Annotated in this window: 22 protein-coding genes; 13 read left to right on the top strand and 9 right to left on the bottom strand. The window is 70.4% G+C overall.

Going from position 1 to position 21,327, the window contains the following annotated elements:
* Positions 1-4: 4 nt before the first annotated feature.
* The 4 genes from ACH4U7_RS07615 to ACH4U7_RS07600 form a co-directional block, all read right to left on the bottom strand.
* On the bottom strand, positions 5-784 hold the full coding sequence (locus tag ACH4U7_RS07615) for an ABC transporter ATP-binding protein (RefSeq protein ID WP_398527080.1): 780 nt from the start codon (positions 782-784) through the stop codon (positions 5-7).
* A gap of 16 nt (positions 785-800) precedes the next feature.
* The gene (locus tag ACH4U7_RS07610; protein WP_398527498.1) at positions 801-1,763 is read right to left on the bottom strand and encodes a FecCD family ABC transporter permease; all 963 of its coding nucleotides are present in this window, start codon (positions 1,761-1,763) and stop codon (positions 801-803) included.
* 143 nt (positions 1,764-1,906) lie between these two features.
* On the bottom strand, positions 1,907-2,962 hold the full coding sequence (locus ACH4U7_RS07605) for an ABC transporter substrate-binding protein (protein WP_398527079.1): 1,056 nt from the start codon (positions 2,960-2,962) through the stop codon (positions 1,907-1,909).
* 127 nt (positions 2,963-3,089) lie between these two features.
* A complete protein-coding gene (locus ACH4U7_RS07600) occupies positions 3,090-3,692 on the bottom strand; it encodes a superoxide dismutase (protein ID WP_398527078.1) in 603 nt (200 codons plus the stop codon).
* Between the two features lie 345 nt (positions 3,693-4,037).
* On the opposite strand from ACH4U7_RS07600, the gene ACH4U7_RS07595 reads away from it, so the two are divergent.
* Complete coding sequence (locus ACH4U7_RS07595) at positions 4,038-4,529, top strand: cation:proton antiporter regulatory subunit (protein ID WP_398527077.1); 492 nt, start codon at positions 4,038-4,040, stop codon at positions 4,527-4,529.
* A 3-nt stretch (positions 4,530-4,532) separates the two neighbouring features.
* Positions 4,533-5,786 carry a cation:proton antiporter gene (locus ACH4U7_RS07590; protein ID WP_398527076.1) on the top strand — a complete coding sequence of 418 codons (1,254 nt, stop codon included), beginning with the start codon at positions 4,533-4,535 and terminating at the stop codon, positions 5,784-5,786.
* Positions 5,787-5,811: 25 nt separating this feature from the next.
* Here ACH4U7_RS07590 and ACH4U7_RS07585 read toward each other — a convergent pair whose 3' ends face one another.
* Positions 5,812-6,285: a GNAT family N-acetyltransferase gene (locus ACH4U7_RS07585; protein WP_398527497.1), complete on the bottom strand. Its 474-nt coding sequence runs from the start codon at positions 6,283-6,285 to the stop codon at positions 5,812-5,814.
* 78 nt (positions 6,286-6,363) lie between these two features.
* Positions 6,364-7,812 carry a PLP-dependent aminotransferase family protein gene (locus ACH4U7_RS07580; RefSeq protein WP_398527075.1) on the bottom strand — a complete coding sequence of 483 codons (1,449 nt, stop codon included), beginning with the start codon at positions 7,810-7,812 and terminating at the stop codon, positions 6,364-6,366.
* A gap of 40 nt (positions 7,813-7,852) precedes the next feature.
* On the opposite strand from ACH4U7_RS07580, the gene ACH4U7_RS07575 reads away from it, so the two are divergent.
* Together ACH4U7_RS07575 and ACH4U7_RS07570 are read left to right on the top strand one after the other, a co-directional pair.
* Positions 7,853-8,932, top strand: a complete 1,080-nt coding sequence (locus tag ACH4U7_RS07575; protein WP_398527074.1) for a DMT family transporter — start codon at positions 7,853-7,855, stop codon at positions 8,930-8,932.
* 54 nt (positions 8,933-8,986) lie between these two features.
* On the top strand, positions 8,987-9,193 hold the full coding sequence (locus ACH4U7_RS07570) for a DUF1918 domain-containing protein (RefSeq protein WP_398527073.1): 207 nt from the start codon (positions 8,987-8,989) through the stop codon (positions 9,191-9,193).
* Positions 9,194-9,209: 16 nt separating this feature from the next.
* Here ACH4U7_RS07570 and ACH4U7_RS07565 read toward each other — a convergent pair whose 3' ends face one another.
* The gene (locus ACH4U7_RS07565) at positions 9,210-10,460 is read right to left on the bottom strand and encodes a glycoside hydrolase family 10 protein (RefSeq protein ID WP_398527072.1); all 1,251 of its coding nucleotides are present in this window, start codon (positions 10,458-10,460) and stop codon (positions 9,210-9,212) included.
* A 277-nt stretch (positions 10,461-10,737) separates the two neighbouring features.
* Here ACH4U7_RS07565 and ACH4U7_RS07560 point away from each other — a divergent pair, with 277 nt between their 5' ends.
* Together ACH4U7_RS07560 and ACH4U7_RS07555 are read left to right on the top strand one after the other, a co-directional pair.
* Positions 10,738-13,020 (top strand): xyloglucanase, encoded by a 2,283-nt coding sequence (locus ACH4U7_RS07560; protein ID WP_398527496.1) that lies wholly within the window; start codon positions 10,738-10,740, stop codon positions 13,018-13,020.
* 179 nt (positions 13,021-13,199) lie between these two features.
* Positions 13,200-14,060 (top strand): 3-hydroxybutyryl-CoA dehydrogenase, encoded by an 861-nt coding sequence (locus ACH4U7_RS07555; RefSeq protein ID WP_385624588.1) that lies wholly within the window; start codon positions 13,200-13,202, stop codon positions 14,058-14,060.
* A 260-nt stretch (positions 14,061-14,320) separates the two neighbouring features.
* Here ACH4U7_RS07555 and ACH4U7_RS07550 read toward each other — a convergent pair whose 3' ends face one another.
* Positions 14,321-14,794, bottom strand: a complete 474-nt coding sequence (locus ACH4U7_RS07550; RefSeq protein WP_398527071.1) for a TrmO family methyltransferase — start codon at positions 14,792-14,794, stop codon at positions 14,321-14,323.
* A 34-nt stretch (positions 14,795-14,828) separates the two neighbouring features.
* Positions 14,829-16,220: a Tat pathway signal protein gene (locus ACH4U7_RS07545; RefSeq protein ID WP_398527070.1), complete on the bottom strand. Its 1,392-nt coding sequence runs from the start codon at positions 16,218-16,220 to the stop codon at positions 14,829-14,831.
* 507 nt (positions 16,221-16,727) lie between these two features.
* Here ACH4U7_RS07545 and ACH4U7_RS07540 point away from each other — a divergent pair.
* The 7 genes from ACH4U7_RS07540 to ACH4U7_RS07510 all read left to right on the top strand — a co-directional run bounded on the left by ACH4U7_RS07540 (position 16,728) and on the right by ACH4U7_RS07510 (position 21,274).
* The gene (locus ACH4U7_RS07540; RefSeq protein ID WP_398527069.1) at positions 16,728-17,117 is read left to right on the top strand and encodes a hypothetical protein; all 390 of its coding nucleotides are present in this window, start codon (positions 16,728-16,730) and stop codon (positions 17,115-17,117) included.
* Positions 17,118-17,285 carry a hypothetical protein gene (locus ACH4U7_RS07535; protein ID WP_398527068.1) on the top strand — a complete coding sequence of 56 codons (168 nt, stop codon included), beginning with the start codon at positions 17,118-17,120 and terminating at the stop codon, positions 17,283-17,285.
* Positions 17,286-17,559: 274 nt separating this feature from the next.
* On the top strand, positions 17,560-17,811 hold the full coding sequence (locus ACH4U7_RS07530) for a hypothetical protein (RefSeq protein WP_398527067.1): 252 nt from the start codon (positions 17,560-17,562) through the stop codon (positions 17,809-17,811).
* Positions 17,812-18,115: 304 nt separating this feature from the next.
* The gene (locus ACH4U7_RS07525) at positions 18,116-18,406 is read left to right on the top strand and encodes a hypothetical protein (protein WP_398527066.1); all 291 of its coding nucleotides are present in this window, start codon (positions 18,116-18,118) and stop codon (positions 18,404-18,406) included.
* 148 nt (positions 18,407-18,554) lie between these two features.
* Entirely contained in the window at positions 18,555-18,953 is a 399-nt protein-coding gene (locus ACH4U7_RS07520) for a hypothetical protein (RefSeq protein WP_398527065.1), read from the top strand.
* A 68-nt stretch (positions 18,954-19,021) separates the two neighbouring features.
* A complete protein-coding gene (locus ACH4U7_RS07515; RefSeq protein WP_398527064.1) occupies positions 19,022-20,662 on the top strand; it encodes an IS200/IS605 family accessory protein TnpB-related protein in 1,641 nt (546 codons plus the stop codon).
* A 354-nt stretch (positions 20,663-21,016) separates the two neighbouring features.
* Positions 21,017-21,274, top strand: coding sequence for a hypothetical protein (locus ACH4U7_RS07510; protein WP_398527063.1), 258 nt, complete (start codon positions 21,017-21,019; stop codon positions 21,272-21,274).
* Positions 21,275-21,327: the final 53 nt, after the last annotated feature.

Here is a 21,327-nt window from a genome sequence, read left to right as displayed (position 1 = left end):
CGCCTCAGGAGGGGGCGAGCGGCCGGGCCGCGTAGGTGATGCGTACGACGCCGTCGGCGTGGCGCTCGGCGGTGGCGGCCACGCCGAACACCTCACGGAGCAGATCGGGGGTGAGGGTGTCCGGCACCGGCCCCGCGGCGACCACCGTCCCGCCGTGGAGCACGACCAGCTGATCGCAGAGCCGTACGGCGAGGTCCAGGTCGTGCAGGACGGCGAGGGTGGTCGTACCGGTGGCGCGGATCAGCTCCAGGAGTTCGAAGCGGGCCCGGATGTCGAGGTGGTTGGTGAGCTCGTCGAGCACCAGCAGCCCCGGGCGCTGGGCGAGGGCGCGGGCGAGCAGCACCCGCTGGCGTTCGCCGCCGGACAGGGAGGTGATGTCCCGGTCGGCCAGCGGCCGGGCCCCGCACCGGTCCAGTGCCTCGTCCACGGCCCGGTGGTCCTCGGGGCCGTCGCGGCCGAGCAGGCCGTGGTGCGGGGTGCGGCCCAGCGCCACCACCTCCCGTACGGACAGCCCGGCCGGGCCGCCGCCGGAGTCCTGGAGCACCGCGGCGGTGCGGCGGGCGGCGGTACGGGCGGGCAGGGCCCATACGTCGTCCCCGCCGACGTACACCGCGCCCCGGTCGGGGCGCAGTGAGCGGTAGACGGCGCGCAGCAGGGTGGACTTGCCGCTGCCGTTGGGCCCGACGAGGCCGACGACGTCGCCCGGGTGGGCCTTGAGGGTCACATCGCGCAGGATCGGTTGCCGGTCCAGGGCGATGTGCAGCCCGTCCACGGTGAGTTCCATATGCCGGTCCTGTCGTTCAGTCGAGGCTGGTGTTGCGGCGCAGCAGCCAGAGGAAGAAGGGCGCGCCGAAGAGCGCGGTGAGGATGCCGAGGGGAAGTTCGTTCGGCCGGGTGAGGGTGCGCGAGAGCAGGTCGACCAGGACCATGTACAGCGCGCCGGTCACCGCGGCCAGCGGCAGCAGCCTGCGGTGGTCGGCGCCGAAGGCGAGCCGTACGAGGTGGGGGATCATCAGGCCGACGAAGCCGATGCCTCCGGCGACGGCGATGACCGTACCGGTGAGCAGCGAGGCGAGGACCAGTAGCACGGCCCGCAGCCGGTGTACGTCGACGCCGAGCGCGGTGGCGGACTCGTCCCCGGCGAGCAGGGCGTTGAGCCGTCCGGCGAGCAGGGCGAGCGCGGCGGTGGTGGTGAGGACGACGGTGGCGACGACGGGCAGTTGGTCCCAGCGGGCACCGGCCACGCTGCCCAGCGTCCAGAACATCACGGCGCGCAACTCGGCGGGGGTGGCCCGCAGTTGCAGATAGCTGGTGGCCGCGAGCAGTACGTAGCCGACGGCGACGCCCGCCAGCACCAGCCGGGTGGGGGCCAGCCGCCCCGCGCGCCGGCCGAGGACGAAGACCAGGGCCATCGCCGCGGCGGCGCCGAGGAAGGCCGCCGAGGACACGCCGAGCCCGCCGAGCGCGCCGCCGGCCAGGGTGAAGGCGAGTACGGCGCCGAGCGAGGCGCCCGAGGAGACGCCCAGGACGTACGGGTCGGCGAGCGGATTGGCGACCACGGCCTGGAGGACCACCCCGGACACGGCCAGGCCGGTGCCCACCAGCGCTGCCAGGACGACGCGCGGGGTGCGGAAGTTCCACACGATCTGGTCGAGGGCCAGGTCACCGGCCGCCACCTGGCCGCCCAGGAGTCGGCCGAGGACGATCCGCCAGACGTCGCCCAGGGGTACGTTGACGGCGCCGACGCTGATCGCGACCATCATGGCCAGGGCGAGCAGGGCGGTCATGGCGAGCAGGACCGCCGCGGTGGCGGCCTTGCGGGGGTGGCCCGTCATCGAGCGGCGCGTCATCGAGCGGCGCGTCATCGGGCGGCGCGTCATCGGGCGGCGCGTCATCGGGCGGCGCGTCATCGGGCGGCCGGGAAGGCGTCGGGGTGGAGCATCCGGGCGATCCGGTCGACGGCGATGTCATTGCTGGGCCCCAGGTACATGGAGTCCGACAGGACGATGAAGCGCCCTGCCTTGGCGGCCGGCCACTGCGGGAACTGCCGCAGCAGCTTGCGCGCGTATCCCTCCGGGTCGCGGTCCTGGTAGCTGACGACGACGAGCGCGTCGACGGGCTCGGCGGCGACCTTCTCCTTGCTGAGGTCGGCGAAGGTGTTCCGGGTGGCGGAGGAGAAGGCGTTGGAGCCGCCGGCCTTGGCCAGGATGTCGTTCCAGATGCCGTTGGCCGCGATGGCGCTGAAGTCGTTCGACCCCATGGACATATTGGAGAACAGCACCATGACCCGGGGCCGTTTCCGGTCCTTCACCTTGGCCGCGACGGCGTCGATCTTCTGCCGGGAGGCGGCGATCAGCCGTCGCGCGCGGTCGTCCACGTGGAAGATCCGGCCCAGGTCGGTCAGCAGCCGGTAGCTGTCCGCGATCCGCATCCGGGAGGTGTCGTCGTCGCAGCCCGCCGGGGAGATATAGCTGTTGGCGCCGGTCGAGGCGAGGTCGTCGCGGGTGGCGAAGCCGTTCTCCGCCCGGAAGCCGTACGAGGTGGTGGACAGCACGGCGTCGGGGCGCAGGCCGAGCATCGTCTCACGGGGGATGTCGGTGGCACCGCCCTGGTCGATACCGCGGGCCGGCAGCTGCGCGATCGCCCGCGCCCGGCCCTTGACCTCGGACATTCCGTAGGACTGTGCGTTGGCCACCACGCGGTCGCCGAGGCCGAGGGCGAGCAGGGAGGACACCTCGGCCACCGAGGCGCCGTTCATCACGACCACCCGGCTGGGCGGCTTGCGGTAGGTGGTGGTCCGCCCGCAGTTCTCCAGGGTCACGGGGTAGCCGGCCCGGGCGCCGCCCGCCCCCGGGGAGGTGTCCGGGCCCTGGGCCGGGCCGCCGCAGGCCACGGCGGCCAGACAGAGGGCTCCCGCGAGTGCGGCGGCGGGCCGGGGCGTGTTGGGTCGTATCCGTGACATGCGGGTTCCTTGGGGTGGGGCGGGTGTCCGTCCCAGTAGTCGCGGCGGAGCCCGCCCGAGTTCCCCAAAGAAACACGACACACTTCACCAGCCCGCCGCCCGCCCCGGCGCCGCCCGTGGAATCCGGTCAGACGCCCGCCGCGGCGGCGTAGCGGGCCGCCACGTCCTCCCAGTTGACGAGGTCCCAGAGCTTGGTGACGTAGTCCGGGCGGACGTTCTTGTACTGCAGGTAGTAGGCGTGTTCCCAGGCGTCGAACACCAGCAGCGGCACCGCGCCCTGGCCGACGTTGCCGTGGTGGTCGTAGACCTGCTCGACGATCAGGCGCCTGCCCAGCGGCTCCCAGGCCAGTACGCCCCAGCCGGAGCCCTGGACCGTGGTGGTGGCGGTGGTGAGCTGCTTCTTGAACGCCTCGAAGCCACCGAGGTGTTCGTCGATGGCGTCGCCGAGCGCTCCGTCGGGGCGGTCGCCGCCGTCCCGGGACAGGTTCTGCCAGAAGATCGAGTGCAGCACGTGTCCGGAGAGGTTGAACGCAAAGGTCTTCTCCAGCCCGACCAGGTTGGAGAACTGCTCCTTGTCGCGGGCCTCGGCAAGCTGCTCCAGCGTGTCGTTGGCGCCCTTGACGTAGGCGGCGTGGTGCTTGGCGTGGTGCAGTTCCAGGATCTGGCCGGTGATGGCCGGTTCCAGCGCCGCGTAGTCGTACGGCAGGTCGGGAAGCTCATACGTGCCCATCAGGCACAGCCCCTTTCGGCTTTCGACGGTGAGTGATCGTGCCGGGACCCACCCTAGAGCCTTATTGCGAATAGGTTGCAACAACCATAAGCATGCAGCAGCATGAAGGTGTGCGGGGTCGGCCCGTCAGCCTTCGCGATTCGCGCCCGGAGCCCTCCGGGTGTGTCCTTCCGAGGGGTGATCGTCTTCTCACCCGGCGACCGCCGGCCCACGGCCGACCCCGCTTGACCAGCCCCCTGACCTCGCCCATTACCAATTCTTTGCCATTCGATAGGGTGTGGGGGGACGTCACCGGCCGGCACCGGCCGCCGTACGTCCACCGGAAGGTGCACATACGACGGAAGGATGGCCGTGGGCGCTCCGCGGATCAGCAGCACGCCGTTGCCCGGAATCGGTGTCCGCTACGACCTGACCACGCGCGAGCACCGCCGACTGTCGGTGGTCGCGCATCGCGACGGCGGGCGGACCCTGAGCTCGTATCACGAAGACGATCCCGACGAGTGCGCCATGTCGGTGCGGCTGACGGCGAAGGAGGCGGAGGCGGTCATCGGCGCGCTGATGCCCTCCCACCACAGCCCGGCGCTGCTGTCCACGACCGAGCTGGGGCTGGTGGCCGAGCGCGTCGAGCTGTCGTCCGGTTCGTACTGGAACGGGCGGGTGCTGGGCGAGACGCGGATGCGGACCGAGACCGGGGCCTCGATCGTGGCGGTGCTGCGCCTCGCGGAAGCGATCCCCTCCCCGACGCCGGACTTCCGGCTGGCCGGCGGCGACACCCTGATCGTGATCGGCACCCGCGAAGGCGTGGAGACGGCCGCGGCGATACTCGGGCGGGAGTGATCGATGCACTCCTCCGCTCTTTTCCTGATCGAGTTCGGTGCGGTCATCCTGGGCCTGGGCCTGCTGGGCCGGCTGGCCGGACGTTTTCAGTTCTCCCCGATCCCGCTGTATCTGCTGGCCGGTCTCGCCTTCGGCGAAGGCGGTCTGCTGCCGCTGGGGGCCAGTGAGGAGTTCGTGGCGATCGGCGCCGAGATCGGCGTGATCCTGCTGCTGCTCATGCTCGGGCTCGAGTACACCGCCAGCGACCTGGTCAGCAATCTCAAGACCCAGTACCCGGCCGGGCTGGTCGACGCCACGCTCAACGCCCTGCCCGGCGCCGCCATGGCGCTGCTGATGGGCTGGGGCCCGGTGGCCGCGGTGGTGCTGGCCGGGGTCACCTGGATCTCCTCGTCCGGCGTCATCGCCAAGGTCCTGGGCGACCTGGGCCGCCTCGGCAACCGCGAGACCCCGGTCATCCTGTCCATCCTGGTCCTCGAAGACCTGGCCATGGCCGTCTATCTGCCGATCATCACCGCCCTGCTGGCGGGGGTGAGCGTGGCGGCGGGCAGCCTCACCCTGGCCATCGCGCTCGGCGTGGCCGGTCTGGTGCTCTTCCTGGCCGTGCGCTACGGCCGGCTCATCTCGCGCTTCGTCTCCAGCGACGACCCGGAGAAGCTGCTGCTGGTGGTGCTGGGGCTGACCCTGCTGATCGCCGGGATCGCCCAGCAGCTCCAGGTGTCGGCGGCCGTGGGCGCGTTCCTGGTCGGCATCGCGCTGTCCGGGGAGGCTGCCGAGGGCGCGCACAACCTGCTCAGCCCGCTACGGGATCTGTTCGCTGCCGTGTTCTTCGTCTTCTTCGGCCTGCACACCGACCCCGCGAGCATCCCGCCGGTCCTGCTGCCCGCCCTCGCGCTGGCCGCCGTCACCGCCTGTACGAAGGTCGCCACCGGCTACTGGGCGGCGAAGCGCGCCGGGATCTCCGTCAAGGGCCGCTGGCGCGCGGGCGGCACCCTGGTCGCCCGGGGCGAGTTCTCCATCGTCATCGCCGGACTCGCCGTCACGGCCGGTATCGAACCGGAGCTGGGGCCGCTGGCCACGGCGTACGTACTGATCCTGGTGATCCTCGGCCCGCTCACCGCCCGCTACACCCAGCCCCTCGCCATGCGGCTGACCGGCCGGCGCAAGCCCGCCGAGCCGGCCGCCCAAGCCGACGTGGCCGGGGCGGTAGAGGCCGCCGAGGAGCCGCGGGAGGCCGTGGACCAGCACGGCGGCCACTGAACGGCCGGCTCGCGGCCCGGCCGCGTCACCTCCCCGGCATGTCCCCGCGGGGGAAGCGCAGGGACATCCATTGGTCCGGCTTGTCCAGGGGTGCGAAGCCGACCTTCTCGTACACCCCGTGGGCGTCATGCGTCGCCAGCAGCATGCGCCGCAGCCCCAAGGGCGCCAGGTGGTCGCGGACGGCCGTGACGAGCGCGGTGCCAAGGCCCGTCCCGCGCGCGGACCGGTCGACGTAGACATCGCACAGCCAGGCGAAGGTGGCGTGGTCGGTGACGACCCGGGCGTACGCGACCTGGGCGCCCGAGGCCGTGTCGTACGCGCCGAAGTTGAGCGAACCGGCGATGGCGCGGTCCTGCTTCTCGCGGGTGCGGCCCAGCGCCCAGTACGCGTCGGTGGACAGCCAGTGGTGGATACGGGCCGCGTCGAGGCGGGAGGGGTCGGTGGATATCTCATAGCCGTCGGCGGCCGGTCGGCCGTTCGTATCACTCATGTCACTCATGTCGCTCATGGCGGGAGGCTCGCAGGTCAGAGGGGCGGCGTCGAGAGGTTTTCGGCGCATAGGGGATCCGGTGTGCCGTCAGCCCAGCACCTCGTCGCAGGCGGTACGGAGCCGGCGCAGCCCCTCCGCCAGCTCGCCCGGGCCCGCCGCCGAGGCGAAGCCCAGCCGCAGATGCGGGGCGGGCGGTTCGGCGCAGAAGTACGGGCGGCCGGGCGCGACGGCGACCCCGGCACGCTGGGCGGCGGCCGTCAGCGCGGCCTCGTCGGCACCGTCGGGCAGCCGCAGCCACAGGTGGAAGCCGCCGGGCGGGACATGGCGCAGGGCGAGTTCGGGGAAGTCCCGCCGCACATCTGTGGCCAGGGCCTCGCGGCGGATGCGCAACTCGGCGGCGACGGTGCGCAGATGGCGGGTCCAGGCGGGCGAGCCGACGAGTTCGAGTGCCGCCTCCTGAAGCGGGCGCGGCACGAAGAAGCTGTCGACGACCTGGATGGCGCGCAGCCGCTCCAGCGCGGGGCCACGGGCGGTGAGCGCGCCCACCCGCAGACTGGCCGAGGTGATCTTGGTGAGCGAGCAGACGTGGACGACGACTCCGTCGGGGTCGTCCGCGGCGAGGGTCGCGGGCAGCGGCCCCGCGTCCTCGTGGGCGAGGCGGCGCGCGAAGTCGTCCTCGATCACAAACGCACCCGCCTCCCGGGCCACCCGCAGCACCTCCCGGCGCCGTTCGGCGGAGAGCACCGCGCCGGTCGGGTTCTGGAAGAGCGGCTGGCAGAGGAAGACCCGTGCCCCGCTCGTACGGAGGGCCTGTTCGAGCAGGTCGGTGCGGACCCCGTCGGCGTCCACGGGGACCGGGACCGGGCGCAGCCCGAAGGCGCGGGCGGCGGCGATCGCCCCGGGGTAGGTGGGGGACTCGACGAGCACGGGCGCGCCGGGCGGCGCGAGGGCGCGCAGCGCGGTGGTCAGTGCGCTCTGGCCGCCCGCGGTGATCAGTACCTCGGAGGGGGCGAGGGCCCCGCCGCCGATCTCGGCCGCGAACCATGCGCGCAGCTCGGTCAGCCCCTCGATCGGCGGGCGGTCCCAGGCGCCGGGCCGCCGCCCGGCGCGGGCGAGGGCCGCGGCCAGCGCCCGTTCCGGCTGGAGCGAGGGGTGGAGATAGCCGCCGTGCAGTTCGAGGGCGCCGGGCGGCGGGACGGCCAGGGTCATCAGCACGCCGGAGGCGTCGACCGAGCGCGGGACCGACTCCCCGGACGTCTCGACGCTGAGGGCCACCTCCTGCCAGGAGGTGTCGCCGGGGCGCGGCGCCTCCTCGGCTGCCCGCGGCCGGGCGGCCCGGAAGGCCCCGGCGCCGGGTCGGGTGACCACAAGCCCCTCGGCGCGGAGTGCGGCGAGGGCGCGGGAGACGGTCACCGGGCTCACCCGGTAGCGGTCCACCAGGGCCCGACTGGACGGCAGCTTCTCACCGGGAGAGTAGCGGTTCAACTCCGTACGGAGGATCCCCGCCAGTTCCGCCACACTGCTACGCTCTTGCATGAAAGCCCAAGATAGCGCTACTGCGAGCGGAACGATAGCGGTGAGCGGTGGCGCCGAGCCGCGCACCGCCGCCCGGCCCCCGCTCGTCCGCCCCCGCCCCGCACCGTCCCCCGTCCGCCGCGGGGGCGTCCTCGGCACCGTCATGGCCGCACTGGGCGTGGCCGCGTTCTCCCTGACCTTCCCCGCCACCGCCTGGGGTCTCGAGGGCCTGGGCCCCTGGTCGTTGGTCGGCTGCCGGCTCGCCCTGGCCGGGCTGGTCGCGGGCGGCGCGCTGGCCGCCCTGCGCGTCCCGCCGCCCGGCCGCCGCCACTGGCCCGGTCTGCTGGTGGTCGCCGGGGGCGTCGTCTTCGGTTTCCCGCTGCTGTCCACGCTCGCGCTGCGGACCTCCACCACCTCGCACGCCGCCGTGGTCGTCGGCCTGCTGCCGCTGACCACGGCCGTCTACGCGGCGGTGCGCACCGCCAAAGGGGCGCGACGCTGTCGAAAGGGAGAGAGCGCGCAGGCCCTGAGGAACGAAGGGCCGAGCACGGTCGACCGTCGACAGCGGCTGAGGCGCCCCGGAGGCGGACCAACCCCAAAAAGAGGCTCCCGCCCCACCCCCAAGTTCTGGGCCGCGGCCGTCGTCGGCGCGGCGGTGATCGTCGCCTTCGCGCTGGAGCAGAGCGGGGGCGCGCCGACGATCGGGGATCTGTATCTGTTCGGCGCGCTGCTGGTGTGCGCGGCGGGCTACGGGGAGGGCGCCCGGCTGGCCGGCCATATGCCGGGCTGGCAGGTGATCGGCTGGGCGCTGGTGGCCTGTCTGCCGCTGTCGGTGGCGGGCGCGGCGGTCGCCATGACCACCGAGCCCGTACACCTGACGGCGCACGCCGTCGCCGGGGCGCTGTGGCTGGCCCTGGGTTCCCAGTTCCTGGGGCTTGTGGTCTGGTACCGCGGGATGGCCGCCATCGGCGTGGCCAGGGCCAGCCAACTCCAGCTGGCCCAGCCCCTGCTCACCCTGGTGTGGTCCGTACTCCTCCTGGGCGAACACCTGACCTGGGCCGCGCCCGCCGCCGCCGTGGCCGTCCTGGTCTGCATCGGCGTGACGCAGCGGGCGGGAGCAAACCGACAGAAGCAGCCATAAACTGGCCTCAGGGACCGCAATACCCTCCGGGGCACCGGACAGGAGGTCACACGTATGGAGGCGACCGTAGGCGACAAGCTGCTGGTACACGGCAGGGTTGTCGGACAGCACGACCGGACCGCGGAGATCATCGAAGTGCTCGGCGATCACGGCTCCCCGCCGTATCGCATCCGCTTCGAGGACGACAAGCACGAATGCGTGGTCTCCCCCGGCCCGGATTCGGTCGTGCGTCACCTGCACGCAGAGCCCGGACGGCCGTAGTCCAGGCCCAGACGGCTCAGCGGGGCGGACGCACGCGATACGGGTAGTGGTCGGCGACCACACGCGCCATGGCGCCGTTGCGGTCGGCGGCCACTTCCTTCGCGGAGAAGTACACGTTGCCCCGCACCTGCGGATAGTCCCGGTCGAAGGTGAGGTGCCGGGACAGCTCAGCCGGGTCCTGCCAGGGCGCGGGCTGCGCCGGGTCTCCCGCCTTGTACAGCGCCTCGCCGATGTAGAGGTCCACGCCGGTGCCCCGCACCGTCTCCGCCCACCAGGGCACCAGCTTGGCGTAGTCGGCGGCGGCGAAGCCGATGTTCCAGTACACCTGCGGCACGATGTAGTCGATCCACGCCTCGCGGACCCATTTGCGCGTGTCCGCGTACAGGTCGTCGTAGGTCTGCACCCCGGCCCGGGTGTCGGAGCCCTGCGGATCGGTGCCCTGGTTGCGCCAGACGGCGAAGGGGCTGATCCCGAACCGCACCCGCGGGTCGAGCCGCTTGATGCGGACGGCGGTCTCGCGCACCAGCCGGTCGATGTTGTCCCGCCGCCAGGCGGCCCGGTCCGGGAACCCCGCGCCGTGGCGCTCGTACGCCGCGTCGTCGTCGAAGACCTGGCCCGCCACCGGATAGGGGTAGAAGTAGTCGTCCCAGTGGACGGCGTCGACGTCATAGCGCGCCACCGCGTCCAGCATCGCGTCCTGGACGAAGCGGCGGACCTCGGGCAGGCCCGGGTTGTAGTAGAGCTTGCCGCCGTACGGCACCACCCATTCGGGGTGCAGCCGCGCGGGGTGGGTGGGGGCCAGCCGGGTGGGGTCGGTGTGGTTGGCGACGCGGTACGGATTGAACCAGGCGTGCAGTTCGAGGCCGCGCCGGTGGGCCTCGCGCACGGCGGTGCCCAGCGGGTCCCAGCCCGGGTCGCGGCCCTGGACGCCGGTGAGGTATTCGGCCCACGGCTCGTACCGGGAGGGCCACAGGGCGTCGGCGGTGGGCCGGACCTGGAAGACCACCGCGTTCAGCCGGCGCTCGACCGCGGTGTCCAGGAAGGCGAGCAGTTCGGCGCGCTGCTCGGCGGCGGTCAGGCCGGGCTTGGAGGGCCAGTCCCGATTGGCGACGCTGGCCAGCCACATCCCGCGGAATGACCGCCTGAGCTGCCCGCCGCTCCCCCGCGCCTCCTCGCGCCCGTACGCCGCCGTCGAACCCGTCGTGACGGTCGCGGCCAGCGCTCCGACGGCCGCGGCCGTCAGTCCCCTGCGCGTGATCTGCCCCATCCTCGCTCCTCGCTCGCTCGCCTGTCGATCGTGGCTAACTCCCGCCGATGATGCGGGTCTTACAGCAGCGCGGCAATCCTTCCCACCCTTCCGGACGACTTCTCGCCCGGTCATCCGGCCGCTAGCATCGGTGGTACGCACATATGGGAGCGCTCCCAAGCCCGGACATGGACAGACCCGCACAGACCCGCCCCCGTACCGCCGCGGCCCGCGGCGGATGCCCGGAGAGGAAGTTCCCGTGCGTTCTCATCACCGGAGAAGACCACTCGGCGCGCTCATGGCCGCGCTGGCGCTCGTCGGCGGATTACTGACCGCGGCCGCCGCCCCGGCCGCCGCCCGCCCCGACGACGCCCCGAGCAAACCCACCGCCGGCCTGGCCGCCGCCACCTGGAAGAACGTCCGCGTCGACGGCGGCGGTTTCGTCCCCGGCATCATCTTCAACCGCAAGGAGAAGAACCTCGCCTACGCCCGCACCGACATCGGCGGGGCGTACCGCTGGGACCAGTCAGGTAAGCAGTGGCTGCCGCTGCTGGACTGGGTGGACTGGGACCGCTGGGGCTGGAGCGGGGTGGCGAGCCTGGCCAGCGACCCGGTCGAGCCGAACAAGGTGTACGCGGCCGTCGGCACGTACACCAACAGCTGGGACCCGACCAACGGCGCGATCCTGCGCTCCTCCGACCGCGGCGCCACCTGGCAGTCCACCACCCTGCCCTTCAAGGTCGGCGGCAACATGCCCGGCCGCGGCATGGGCGAGCGGCTGGCGATCGACCCGAACAAGAACAGCGTGCTGTACTTCGGCGCGCCGAGCGGCAACGGCCTGTGGCGCTCCACCGACTCCGGCGCCACCTGGTCGAAGGTGACGGCCTTCCCCAACGCGGGCAACTACGCCCAGGACCCCAGCGACTCCAGCGGCTATCTGAGCGACAACCAGGGCGTGGTGTGGGTGACCTTCGACGAGCGCACGGGCTCGTCGGGCACCGCGACCAAGACCATCTACGTCGGCGTGGCCGACAAGCAGAACACCGTCTACCGCTCGACCGACGCCGGCGCCACCTGGTCGCGGGTGGACGGACAGCCGACCGGCTACCTCTCCCACAAGGGTGTCCTGGACTCCAGATCCGGCTACCTCTACATCACCACCAGCGACAAGGGCGGCCCGTACGACGGGGAGAAGGGCCAGGTGTGGCGGTACGCCACGGCCACCGGTGAGTGGAAGAACATCAGCCCGATGACGGACGCCGACACCTACTTCGGCTACAGCGGGCTGACGGTGGACCGCCAGAAGCCCGGCACGCTGATGGTGACCGGCTACAGCTCCTGGTGGCCGGACACCCAGATCTTCCGCTCCACCGACTCCGGCGCCACCTGGACCCGCGCCTGGGACTTCACCAGCTACCCCAACCGCTCCTTCCGCTACACCCAGGACGTCTCGTCCGTCCCCTGGCTGACCTTCGGCACCAACCCGTCCCCGCCCGAGGTCACCCCGAAGCTGGGCTGGATGACCGAGGCCCTGGAGATCGACCCGTTCGACTCCAACCGGCTGATGTACGGCACCGGCGCCACGGTCTACGGCACCGAAAACCTCTCCACCTGGGACTCCGGCGGCCAGATCAAGATCACGCCGATGGTCAAGGGCCTGGAGGAGACCGCGGTCAACGACCTGGCCAGCCCGCCCTCCGGCGCCCCGCTGCTCAGCGCCCTGGGCGACATCGGCGGCTTCCGCCACACCGACCTCGACGCGGTGCCCACCAAGATGTTCAGCTCGCCCAGCTTCACCACGACCACCAGCCTGGACTACGCCGAGACCAACCCGAACACCGTGGTGCGGGTCGGCAACAACGACGCCGCGCCCCGGATCGCCTTCTCCACCGACAACGGCGCCAACTGGTGGCAGGGCAGCGAGCCCTCCGGGGTCACCGGCGGCGGCACGGTGGCCGCGGCGGCCGACGGCAGCGGCTTCGTCTGGAGCCCCGAAGGCACCTCCTCCGTCTACTACACCGTCGGCTTCGGCAACTCCTGGACCGCCTCCAGCGGCATCCCGGCCGGGGCGGTCGTCGAATCCGACCGCAAGAACCCGAAGAAGTTCTACGGCTTCAAGTCCGGCACGTTCTATGTGAGCACCGACGGCGGCGCCACCTTCACCGCCAAGGCCGCCACCGGCCTGCCCACCGACGGCCCGGTGCGCTTCAAGGCCCTGCCGGGCACCGAGGGCGACATCTGGCTCGCCGGCGGCTCCGTGAACGGGACGTACGGGCTGTGGCACTCCACCGACTCCGGCGTGACCTTCACCAAGCTGTCTAACGTCCAGCAGGCCGACACCATCGGCTTCGGCAAGGCCGCCCCCGGCGCCTCGTACCAGACGCTCTACACCAGCGCCAAGATCGGCGGCACCCGCGGGATCTTCCGCTCCACGGACGCCGGGGCGAGCTGGGTACGGATCAACGACAACGCACATCAATGGGCCTGGACCGGCGGCGCGATCACCGGCGACCCGCGGGTCTACGGGCGGGTGTACGTGAGCACGAACGGGCGGGGCATCCTGCGCGGCGACTCGACGTGACAGCGGCCACGGCTACCTGCAACGAATCCCGCCGCCCGCCCACTTGAGCTCCCGGGCAGGGCATCGGGCAAGTCCCCGGGCCGGGGTCCGGACCGCAAGGTTCCGGCCCCGGCCCACCCACCGGACCCGACCGGGAGGTAACGTCGGGGGCGACCAGCGGATCAGCGGAAAGGCACGAGGTGACCGACATCGAACGCGTCGGAGTGGTGGGCTGCGGCCAGATGGGCGCGGGCATCGCGGAGGTATGCGCCCGTTCCGGCCTGGAGGTCAAGGTCGCGGAGACCACCGGCGAGGCCCTGGAGCTGGGCCGTACCCGGCTGACCAACTCCCTCGGCAAGGCCGCCGAGCGCGGCAAGATCACCGAGGCGGAGCGCGACGCCACGCTGGGCCGGCTGAGCTTCACCACCGACCTCGGCGAGTTCGCCGACCGCGATCTGGTCATCGAGGCCGTCGTGGAGAACGAGCAGGTCAAGACGGAGATCTTCCAGGTCCTCGACCAGGTCGTGACCCGCCCCGACGCCATCCTGGCCTCGAACACCTCCTCCATCCCCCTGGTCAAACTGGCCGTCGCCACCTCCCGCCCCGACCAGGTCATCGGCATCCACTTCTTCAACCCGGCCCCGGTCCAGCAGCTCGTCGAGCTGATCCCGGCCCTCACCACCGGCGACCAGACCATCAAGCGCGCCGAAGCCCTGGTCCACGACATCCTCGGCAAACACGCCATCCGCGCCCAGGACCGCTCCGGCTTCGTCGTCAACGCGCTGCTGATCCCGTATCTGCTCTCCGCCATCCGTATGTTCGAATCCGGCATCGCAAGCCGCGAGGACATCGACAACGGCATGGAGCTCGGCTGCGCCCACCCCATGGGCCCGCTCAAGCTCTCCGACCTGATCGGCCTGGACACGATCGCGGCGATCGCCGACTCGATGTACGCCGAGTACAAGGAGCCCCTGTACGCCCCGCCTCCGCTGCTGCTGCGCATGGTCGACGCGGGGCGTCTTGGCCGCAAGACGGGGTCGGGCTTCTACGAGTACGCCTGACCGCTCCACGCGCACGTTGGGGTCCGTCCGGGTGCCCGGGCGGACCCGAGCAACACAGCAGCGGCGAGGGACACACTTGGGTCGATGCCGTCCTCCGATGAGCGGGCACTCAGGACCTCAGCCCGCTCATCGTCCACTGTTCACCTGGCAACGAAGGCGGCTGGGCCTTCTATGAAGTGCTCAGTATGCGCCTGGTCGCCATCGTCTACCAGGACGGTTTGGGCATCCTCCCGGCCTCTGGGGCGTCGTAGCCGACGAAGTCAGGACTTCTTGGTCCAGTAGTCTGTCAGCATTTCGCCAGGCCATGCAGGCTCGCGGATCGTTCCTCGCGGGCCCATCTCCTCGAAGTAGGGCGACAAGTCGTAGATCTTCGTGCCGACTACGGCGTCCAGATCGGTCACGTGCAACCTGAGCCCGTGGACCTTGATCAGTCGGGGGAAGCTCTGCGCGAGTTGGTTGGGACGTCGGTGGTTGCGATGGGCGAACGTTCCTGTTGCCGGCCACTGGGTGTTCCCGCGCGGGCTGCGAGCGTGGTACTCGATGTCGCCTGGAGACGCCTGGTCGAAGTGCCACACGACCACCAGGTGGGAGAACTCTTCCAGGCCCTGCACGGAGTCCAGGGGGAACTCTGCCTCGTCGAGTTGGATTACGGACTCGACGCCACCCCAGTAGTCATCGGTGACCTCGGCGCGACCTTCAACGACTTCCCCGATCGGTTTGATCTTCAAAGCCATGGCCAGCCCTTCTCCGATCCAACGACTCTTGTGATCAATTTACTTGGGCAAGGTACACGGTCGCGCGGGCGTCAAGCACGCCCACCGCAGGGATGCCGCGCTTCCGGAATGGCGACAGCAGTTTCCGCATGTCAACGACTGTCTGCCGCGCCCGACCCGAATAGATCCCGTCCTCCATCGCGTCCAGAACGCTGGTCCAGGTCGCGCAGGCTTCTTCAACTCCGCCCTGTGCGATCTGCGTCGCGCCCATGTACCCGAGGGTCACAGCGTGAGTACGTCGGAACGCCTCCCCGCGCGTACGGACGGAGCGCCGGAACTCCTTCACTGCCCGCTGGTGGTCACCAAGATCCCGCAGAGTGCATGCGGTCTCGTGCGCCAAGGACGCCTCACCGAAGAAGAAGGTTCGGCCCGGTTCCCTAATTCCATCCCGCGCGTTCGACAGGTCGTCCTCGGCGCGCAGCAGCGCTCGTGCCGCCGCCTGCTTCTGGCCGTCCGCGGCAAGGGTACGAGCGTGAACAACGCCGAGGAGCGCACGCTCACGGGGCGTAGCGGCGGCGTACCGATCGCCGTGCACCGACGCCTGAGCAATCTTGAGGGCTTCGCTGCGAAAGCCCAGATCGAGAGCCTGGTGCGCCATCGCACGGAGGATGTGACCGCTCAGTGGCGCGTCACCGGACCGGGCCGCCAGCTTCACCGCGGTGTTGAAGCGGCTGAGCGCCACCGCGTGCTCGCTATTGTCGAACGCCATCCACCCCGACAGGTAGGCGAGTTCTGCTGAGGCAGCGAACATCGCACGGCGCGTCTCGTCGTTGGCAAATCGACCCCGAAGGAAGTCGAGCACTTCGGACTTCAGATACTCGTCCACGGCGCGTCGGCCATGGCCACCTCCGCGCCGTTGGTCCATACGGGAGAACGCCTGGGTGAGCTCCCGTACGGTAGCCACATCGCCATGACCGACGCGCTTCCCGGCCGCGGGTTCCTCTGCCGGGGGCTGCGCCATGGCGGTCCACCACGTCTCGTCCGGCAGTATCAGGGCCGCCGTGGAATACACCCCGCCGGTCAGCAGACGACGCCGGTCCGCGTCCACGCCACTCCCCAAGTCGTTCAGCGCGATCAACGGATCGACGCGCCAGTCCAGCGCCCCCTGCGCTGGCGAGGTGGAAACTGTGAACCCGACCTCTTCTGGCGTGATTTCACGCTTCAAACGACGGGACAGTGCTTGGCACAAGATAGCGGGCGCAACGCCCTGCGGCTGAACTCCGGAGACCCACATGCTCACGTGGGAGCGCCCAATCTTGGAGTTCTCCCGCACCTCGCCGTTCAGCGTCTCCGCGGCGACTCGGTTGTACGCAGCGGCGGCCTGTGCCCGTGACCAGCGCGCTTCCTCCAACAGTGCGGCTAACTTCTCGTTCCGCTCGCGTGCCATCGTTGCGCCCCCAACCACTGAAGCCGATCTTTGACCACGTTGACCAACCTGCGCTCGGCAGGAGCCCAGACTGGCCACAGATCCAACGTAATGCTCAACTACCCGCCCGTGTCCTGCAGGTTCCGGGAAGTCACCCCGCACCACCGGAGTACCCACTTCACTGCGGATGATCTTTGACCACCTTGACCACTCCCGGACCGTTGACCCCATTCCGGTAACCGCGATTAGGCGGTTCGCTCTTGTACGCCAGCTACTCGACGAGCGGGAGCACCCCACATGAACTCATCTACTGGCAGGTCCACCGTCACAAGCGCCGTACGGCTGGGCTGCCTCGTGCTCGTCGTCTCCGAGCTGGTTACTAGACCGCACGATGACTGGCGATCACGCCGTGTGCATGATCGTGCTGCCTGACCACACAGACCACCCGCCACGGAAGAACCCCCGCGACGTTGCTGGAGCGGCGAACGTCCGGGGGCCGTGGCCCTCAACCCCATGGAGGTTGACGGCATGCGCAAACATAGCGCGAAGATCCTCGAAACACTGCCACAGTTGTTACTTCCCAGCCGTGGTCGTCACCGTGCGGCCGACTCGGCCGACGGCCGCCCCGCCCGGCAGCACCAGGACGTACCGACAATGCGCCCGTGCCTGCCCGACACGCCCGCACGGCCCATGGCGACGGAGTGCGCGAAGGGCTGCCCCGTCTCGTTCCGCCTGGTCTCCGGTCCGCTGGACGCCCGCAGGGCCGCCGTGGTCCGGCCGTACGTCACGTGCGGACAGCCGCGGGAGCGGCGCACGGAACGTCGGTTGCGCCGACGGCGTCAGCGAACGCTGTGGCTGGCCGTGCACGGAATCGACATTGGCCCACGCGTCATCCACGGCGTGAGGGTGGTGGCGTAGATGAGCAGCCCGACGGCGCCGCCGCAGCAGGGACAGAACGGTGGACAGCACGGACAGGGCGGGCAGCAGCAGGACAGCGATGACCGCCCGACCCTTGAGGATCTGCGGCGGCAATCGGTAGCTCTGGGCGAACAGATCACTCAGCATCTGGGGCGGGGATCGAAGTGAACCACGTACCAGCCACCAGGGTCGATATACCAAGCCCCGGGGGGACGGACACGCTCCTGGCCGGGACGACCGCGCGGACAGACGCCGACCCGCTCACGGGCACCCCGGCCCCTGTTGATGTGCGGCTCCGCCGCGTGGGGAGCTCCCCCGCAGGATGGTGGACACGGTACGGCGGGGCGCTGGACGTGCGCTCCGGCGTCGTGTTCATCCCGCCGGGAGCCGACCTGCCGCCGTGCCCGTTCCCGTGCACCCGATGCCGCGCCAAGGGGAAGCAGTGAACGGCACGGACTGGACCAGCACCCTGCCCCGTCTCACGGTCGGCATGGTGGTCTACGACCGGCACTACGACATGCCCGCGACCATCGCCGACTTCGACGGGCCTATGGTCTGCCTCACCCGCCCCACCGGCCTCAAATGGCGGTCGCACTGTGTCTCGGTGCGCCCCGCTACGCAGTACGAGCGGCGGCAACTACGGGCCATCGCACAGCTTCACGCGCAGCGCCAGCGAGGCACAGCCACCGCATAGACGCTGCCTCCTGCCGGGGCGATCAACATTTTCGTTCCCCCACGAGAACACCCCCGGCACGGGCGCGGCACCAAGCCTCTCCGGGCCGTCCCAGTAACAGGAAGAGCTGGGCGGCCCGGGACGGGCCGACCCCGAGGAGAGGAGCGTCTTGACCCCCACCGTCCGTACCTACCGACGTACAACGGACAAACAAAGATCAGCGCCATGCGGCGCGGCAAGGTCGTCGTCACCCGCTGCCGTGATTGCAACGGGTCGCAACGCCGGAAGTCCCGATCCACAGAGCACTTCGCCGGGGTGATCACCCATGGCAGATGGCCCCTGGCACGCCGAATGGACGTTCATCAGCACATCCGGCGTCACTACAGGAACGGCGAACGATGCACGGTACTTCGATATCCGCACAGCCATCTTCAAAGCAGCTGACAAGTCGGTACCTGATCTGTCGCGCGAGGAAACCGCCGCAAGAGACGAGCCCTGGAAACTCCTGGTCAGAGCCCTTTACTCCGAAGCAATGCTATCGGCCGACGAAACCGGAACATGGCAATACGCGAGCCCGGACGGCTGGGCGAACGTCACCGTCCGTTTCACACCGTAGCCACCGCTCTCGCTCCGTCCGGAGTCGCGCCCCACGGGGGATAGGAGAGGCCGAATCTCGGCCTTGGCCGGAGGGCCGCATGGCGCGTAGACAGCCGGGTCGACATCATCACGGATTCACGTACACGCACCATGAGGAGACCACGCACATGGCCGAACTGCCCGACGAGAACCGCGCGGCCGGGCTACGCAACACGGTCGTGGACCAGCTGGAGGAAGGCGGCTGGATCACCTCGCCCACCATCGAGGCCGCCATGCGCAAGGTGCCCCGCCACCTGGCTGTCCCCGAGGCATCTCTCGAAGACGCCTACAGCGCCTACAACGCAGTGATCACCCAGAAGGACGAGCACGGCAAGCACACCAGCTCGGTGTCCGCCCCACAGATCCAGGCGATGCATCTGGAACAAGCCGACATCCGCCCCGGCCATAACGTGCTGGAGATCGGCACCAACGGGCCGAATGCCGCCTACATCGCGGAGCTGGCGGGATCCACCGGGCAGGTGACCGCCCTCGGGATGCGAACGGAATTCCTGATGCCGAATGCGTGACCTCTTCGGTCGGTGCTCGTTGGACATGGGGAGCGGATCGTCGGGGCGGAGCCGGGCGGGGGTGTGGGATGAGCGGGCTGCGTGAGGTGGCCGAGCCGTTCGTTACATCCGGCCCGGCCGGAGTAGCAATCCGTACCCGGATCAAGCACCTCACCGCGCAGGATGAGAAGGTTCTTGCGCTGGTCGGCGCCCATCTGGGTTCGCTCGCGTCGCGGGACCTCAAGACGCGCTGCGCGGACAGCCTGAAGCACTCCGCCGACCGGTGGGCGGCGCGCAAGCGGGAGCTGACGCCGGTCTCGTCGGCGCGCTGGGCCGGGGCGATCACCAAGGCGTCGCATGACCAGTGGGCGCTGGCCCGCCGTTGCCAGCTCGCCCACATCCAGAGTCTGGAGGCCGGTGTCGCCATGATCGCGCATCGGCTGGCGCAGCCGGTCGGGGCGAAGGGGTCGAAGGGGTCGAAGAACGCTGCGGGCGGCTATCGCTCCCGTCAGGAGTGGTTCGTCAAGGCCCGGCGCCTCCACGTGCTCCAAGACCGGCTGGAGCGGGAGCGGGCCGACCGCGAGGCCGGGACCGTGCACGTGGTCCGGGGCGGCAAGCGCCTGGCCCGCACCCGCCACCACCTGGACGCAGCCGGGCTGACCGAGGCCCAGTGGCGTGAGCAGTGGGAGGCCGAGCGCTGGTTCCTGCAGGCGGACGGCGAGTACGGGAAGCGATACGGGAACGAGACCATCCGTATCACCTCGGACGGCTGGCTGAGCATCAAGCTGCCCGCTGCGCTGAAGGATCTGGCGAACGCTCCGCACAGCCGGTACATCTTCACCGCGCCCGTGCGGTTCGCCCACCGGGGCATCGAGTGGGCCGATCGTGTCGAAGCGAACCGGGCAGTCGCCTACCGCATCCACTACGAAACCGGCCGCAACCGCTGGTATGTGACCGCTTCCTGGCAGATTCCACCCCGGGTGACGATCCCCTTGGAGGCGGCCCTCACCCAGGGGGTGATCGCGGTGGACACCAACGCAGACCACCTGGCCGCATGGCGCCTGGACGTACACGGCAACCCGATCGGCAACCCCCGACGGTTCTTCTACGACCTGTCCGGCACCGCCGACCACCGCGACGCCCAGGTTCGGCACGCACTGACCCGGCTGCTGCACTGGGCGAAGGACTGCGGCGTGGCCGCGATAGCCATCGAAGACCTGGACTTCGCAGCCGAGAAGACCCGCGAGAAGCACGGCCGCCGCAAGCGGTTCCGGCAGCTCATCTCCGGCATGCCCACGAGCAGGCTGCGCGCCCGGCTCTCCTCGATGACCGACGCCACCGGCATCACGATCATCGCGGTCGATCCCGCGTACACCTCGAAGTGGGGCGCCCAGCACTGGCAAAAGCCCCTCACCACGAAAACCAGGAAAACCACTCGCCACGACGCTGCCGCCGTGGCAATCGGACGGCGCGCCCAGGGACACCCGATCCGGCGACGGACGGCACCGCCCCCACACGACCAGAGCGATCATGCGGGGCATCGGACCGCCCAGGCCCGACCGGACATCCCCGGGCGCGAGGGACCCCGCCCCCGCATCCCCGGACCACGGACACGATCCGTGCGCGCCGGATGCGAAGCGAACACGGGGAACCAGAACGCCCAACACCGTTCGGGGCGTTCGGCTGAGCATGAGCCCTGGTACCAGGACTCACTCCCACTCAGTCCCTAGGAACGGTAGAGCGGGGCGAACAGTCCGTGTGCAGTGAAGTAGACCCCGGCGGGCTGGTGGGCGCACCAGCCGCTGAGGTCGGCGTCGAACACGACGATAGTGAAGCCCCCATCGCGCTTGAAGAGTCCCGCGGTTACGCCACCGCCGCGCAGAGCATTCCATGAGCCTCACGCAGCGTGATCGCTCTCGGCTCCGGATGTGCCCGACCACACAACTCGGTCACACGGTTTTCACACGGGGTGTGCGCCGGTGACCCGCGTCCGTCCTGCGCACACTCTCCCGCACCACCCTGCGACACGGTTGACTCGGACTGTCGAAAGTGCACGAAAGCACATTCCGGAAGGGGAACAGTCCGTGACCACCGAGCCCGAGCACGCCGCGTTAGCCGTGGAGCTCGCGGAAATCCGCCGCAGGGTCGATGTCAGCCTGGCCCGTGTCGACGGACAACTCGCCCTGCTCGACCACCGCGGGGAACAGTCCGAGGAGGATGTGGAGCAACTGTCCGCACGCGTACGCCATTTGGAGCACGGACGCTGGCCGCTGCCGTCCATCGCCGCACTCACGGGGGTATGCGCGCTGGTGCTGGCGCTGTGGCAGGCCGCCGTCCGCTGACGCCCGGCCGGGGGGGCACGCGGTCGGCAGGCCGCCGGCGGGGGCGACGTCGG

Source organism: Streptomyces sp. NPDC020845, from assembly GCF_044334165.1.
Classification (GTDB): Bacteria; Actinomycetota; Actinomycetes; order Streptomycetales; family Streptomycetaceae; genus Streptomyces.
Note: the sequence above shows the minus strand (reverse complement) of the source record. Positions and strands in the feature narration are given on the sequence as shown.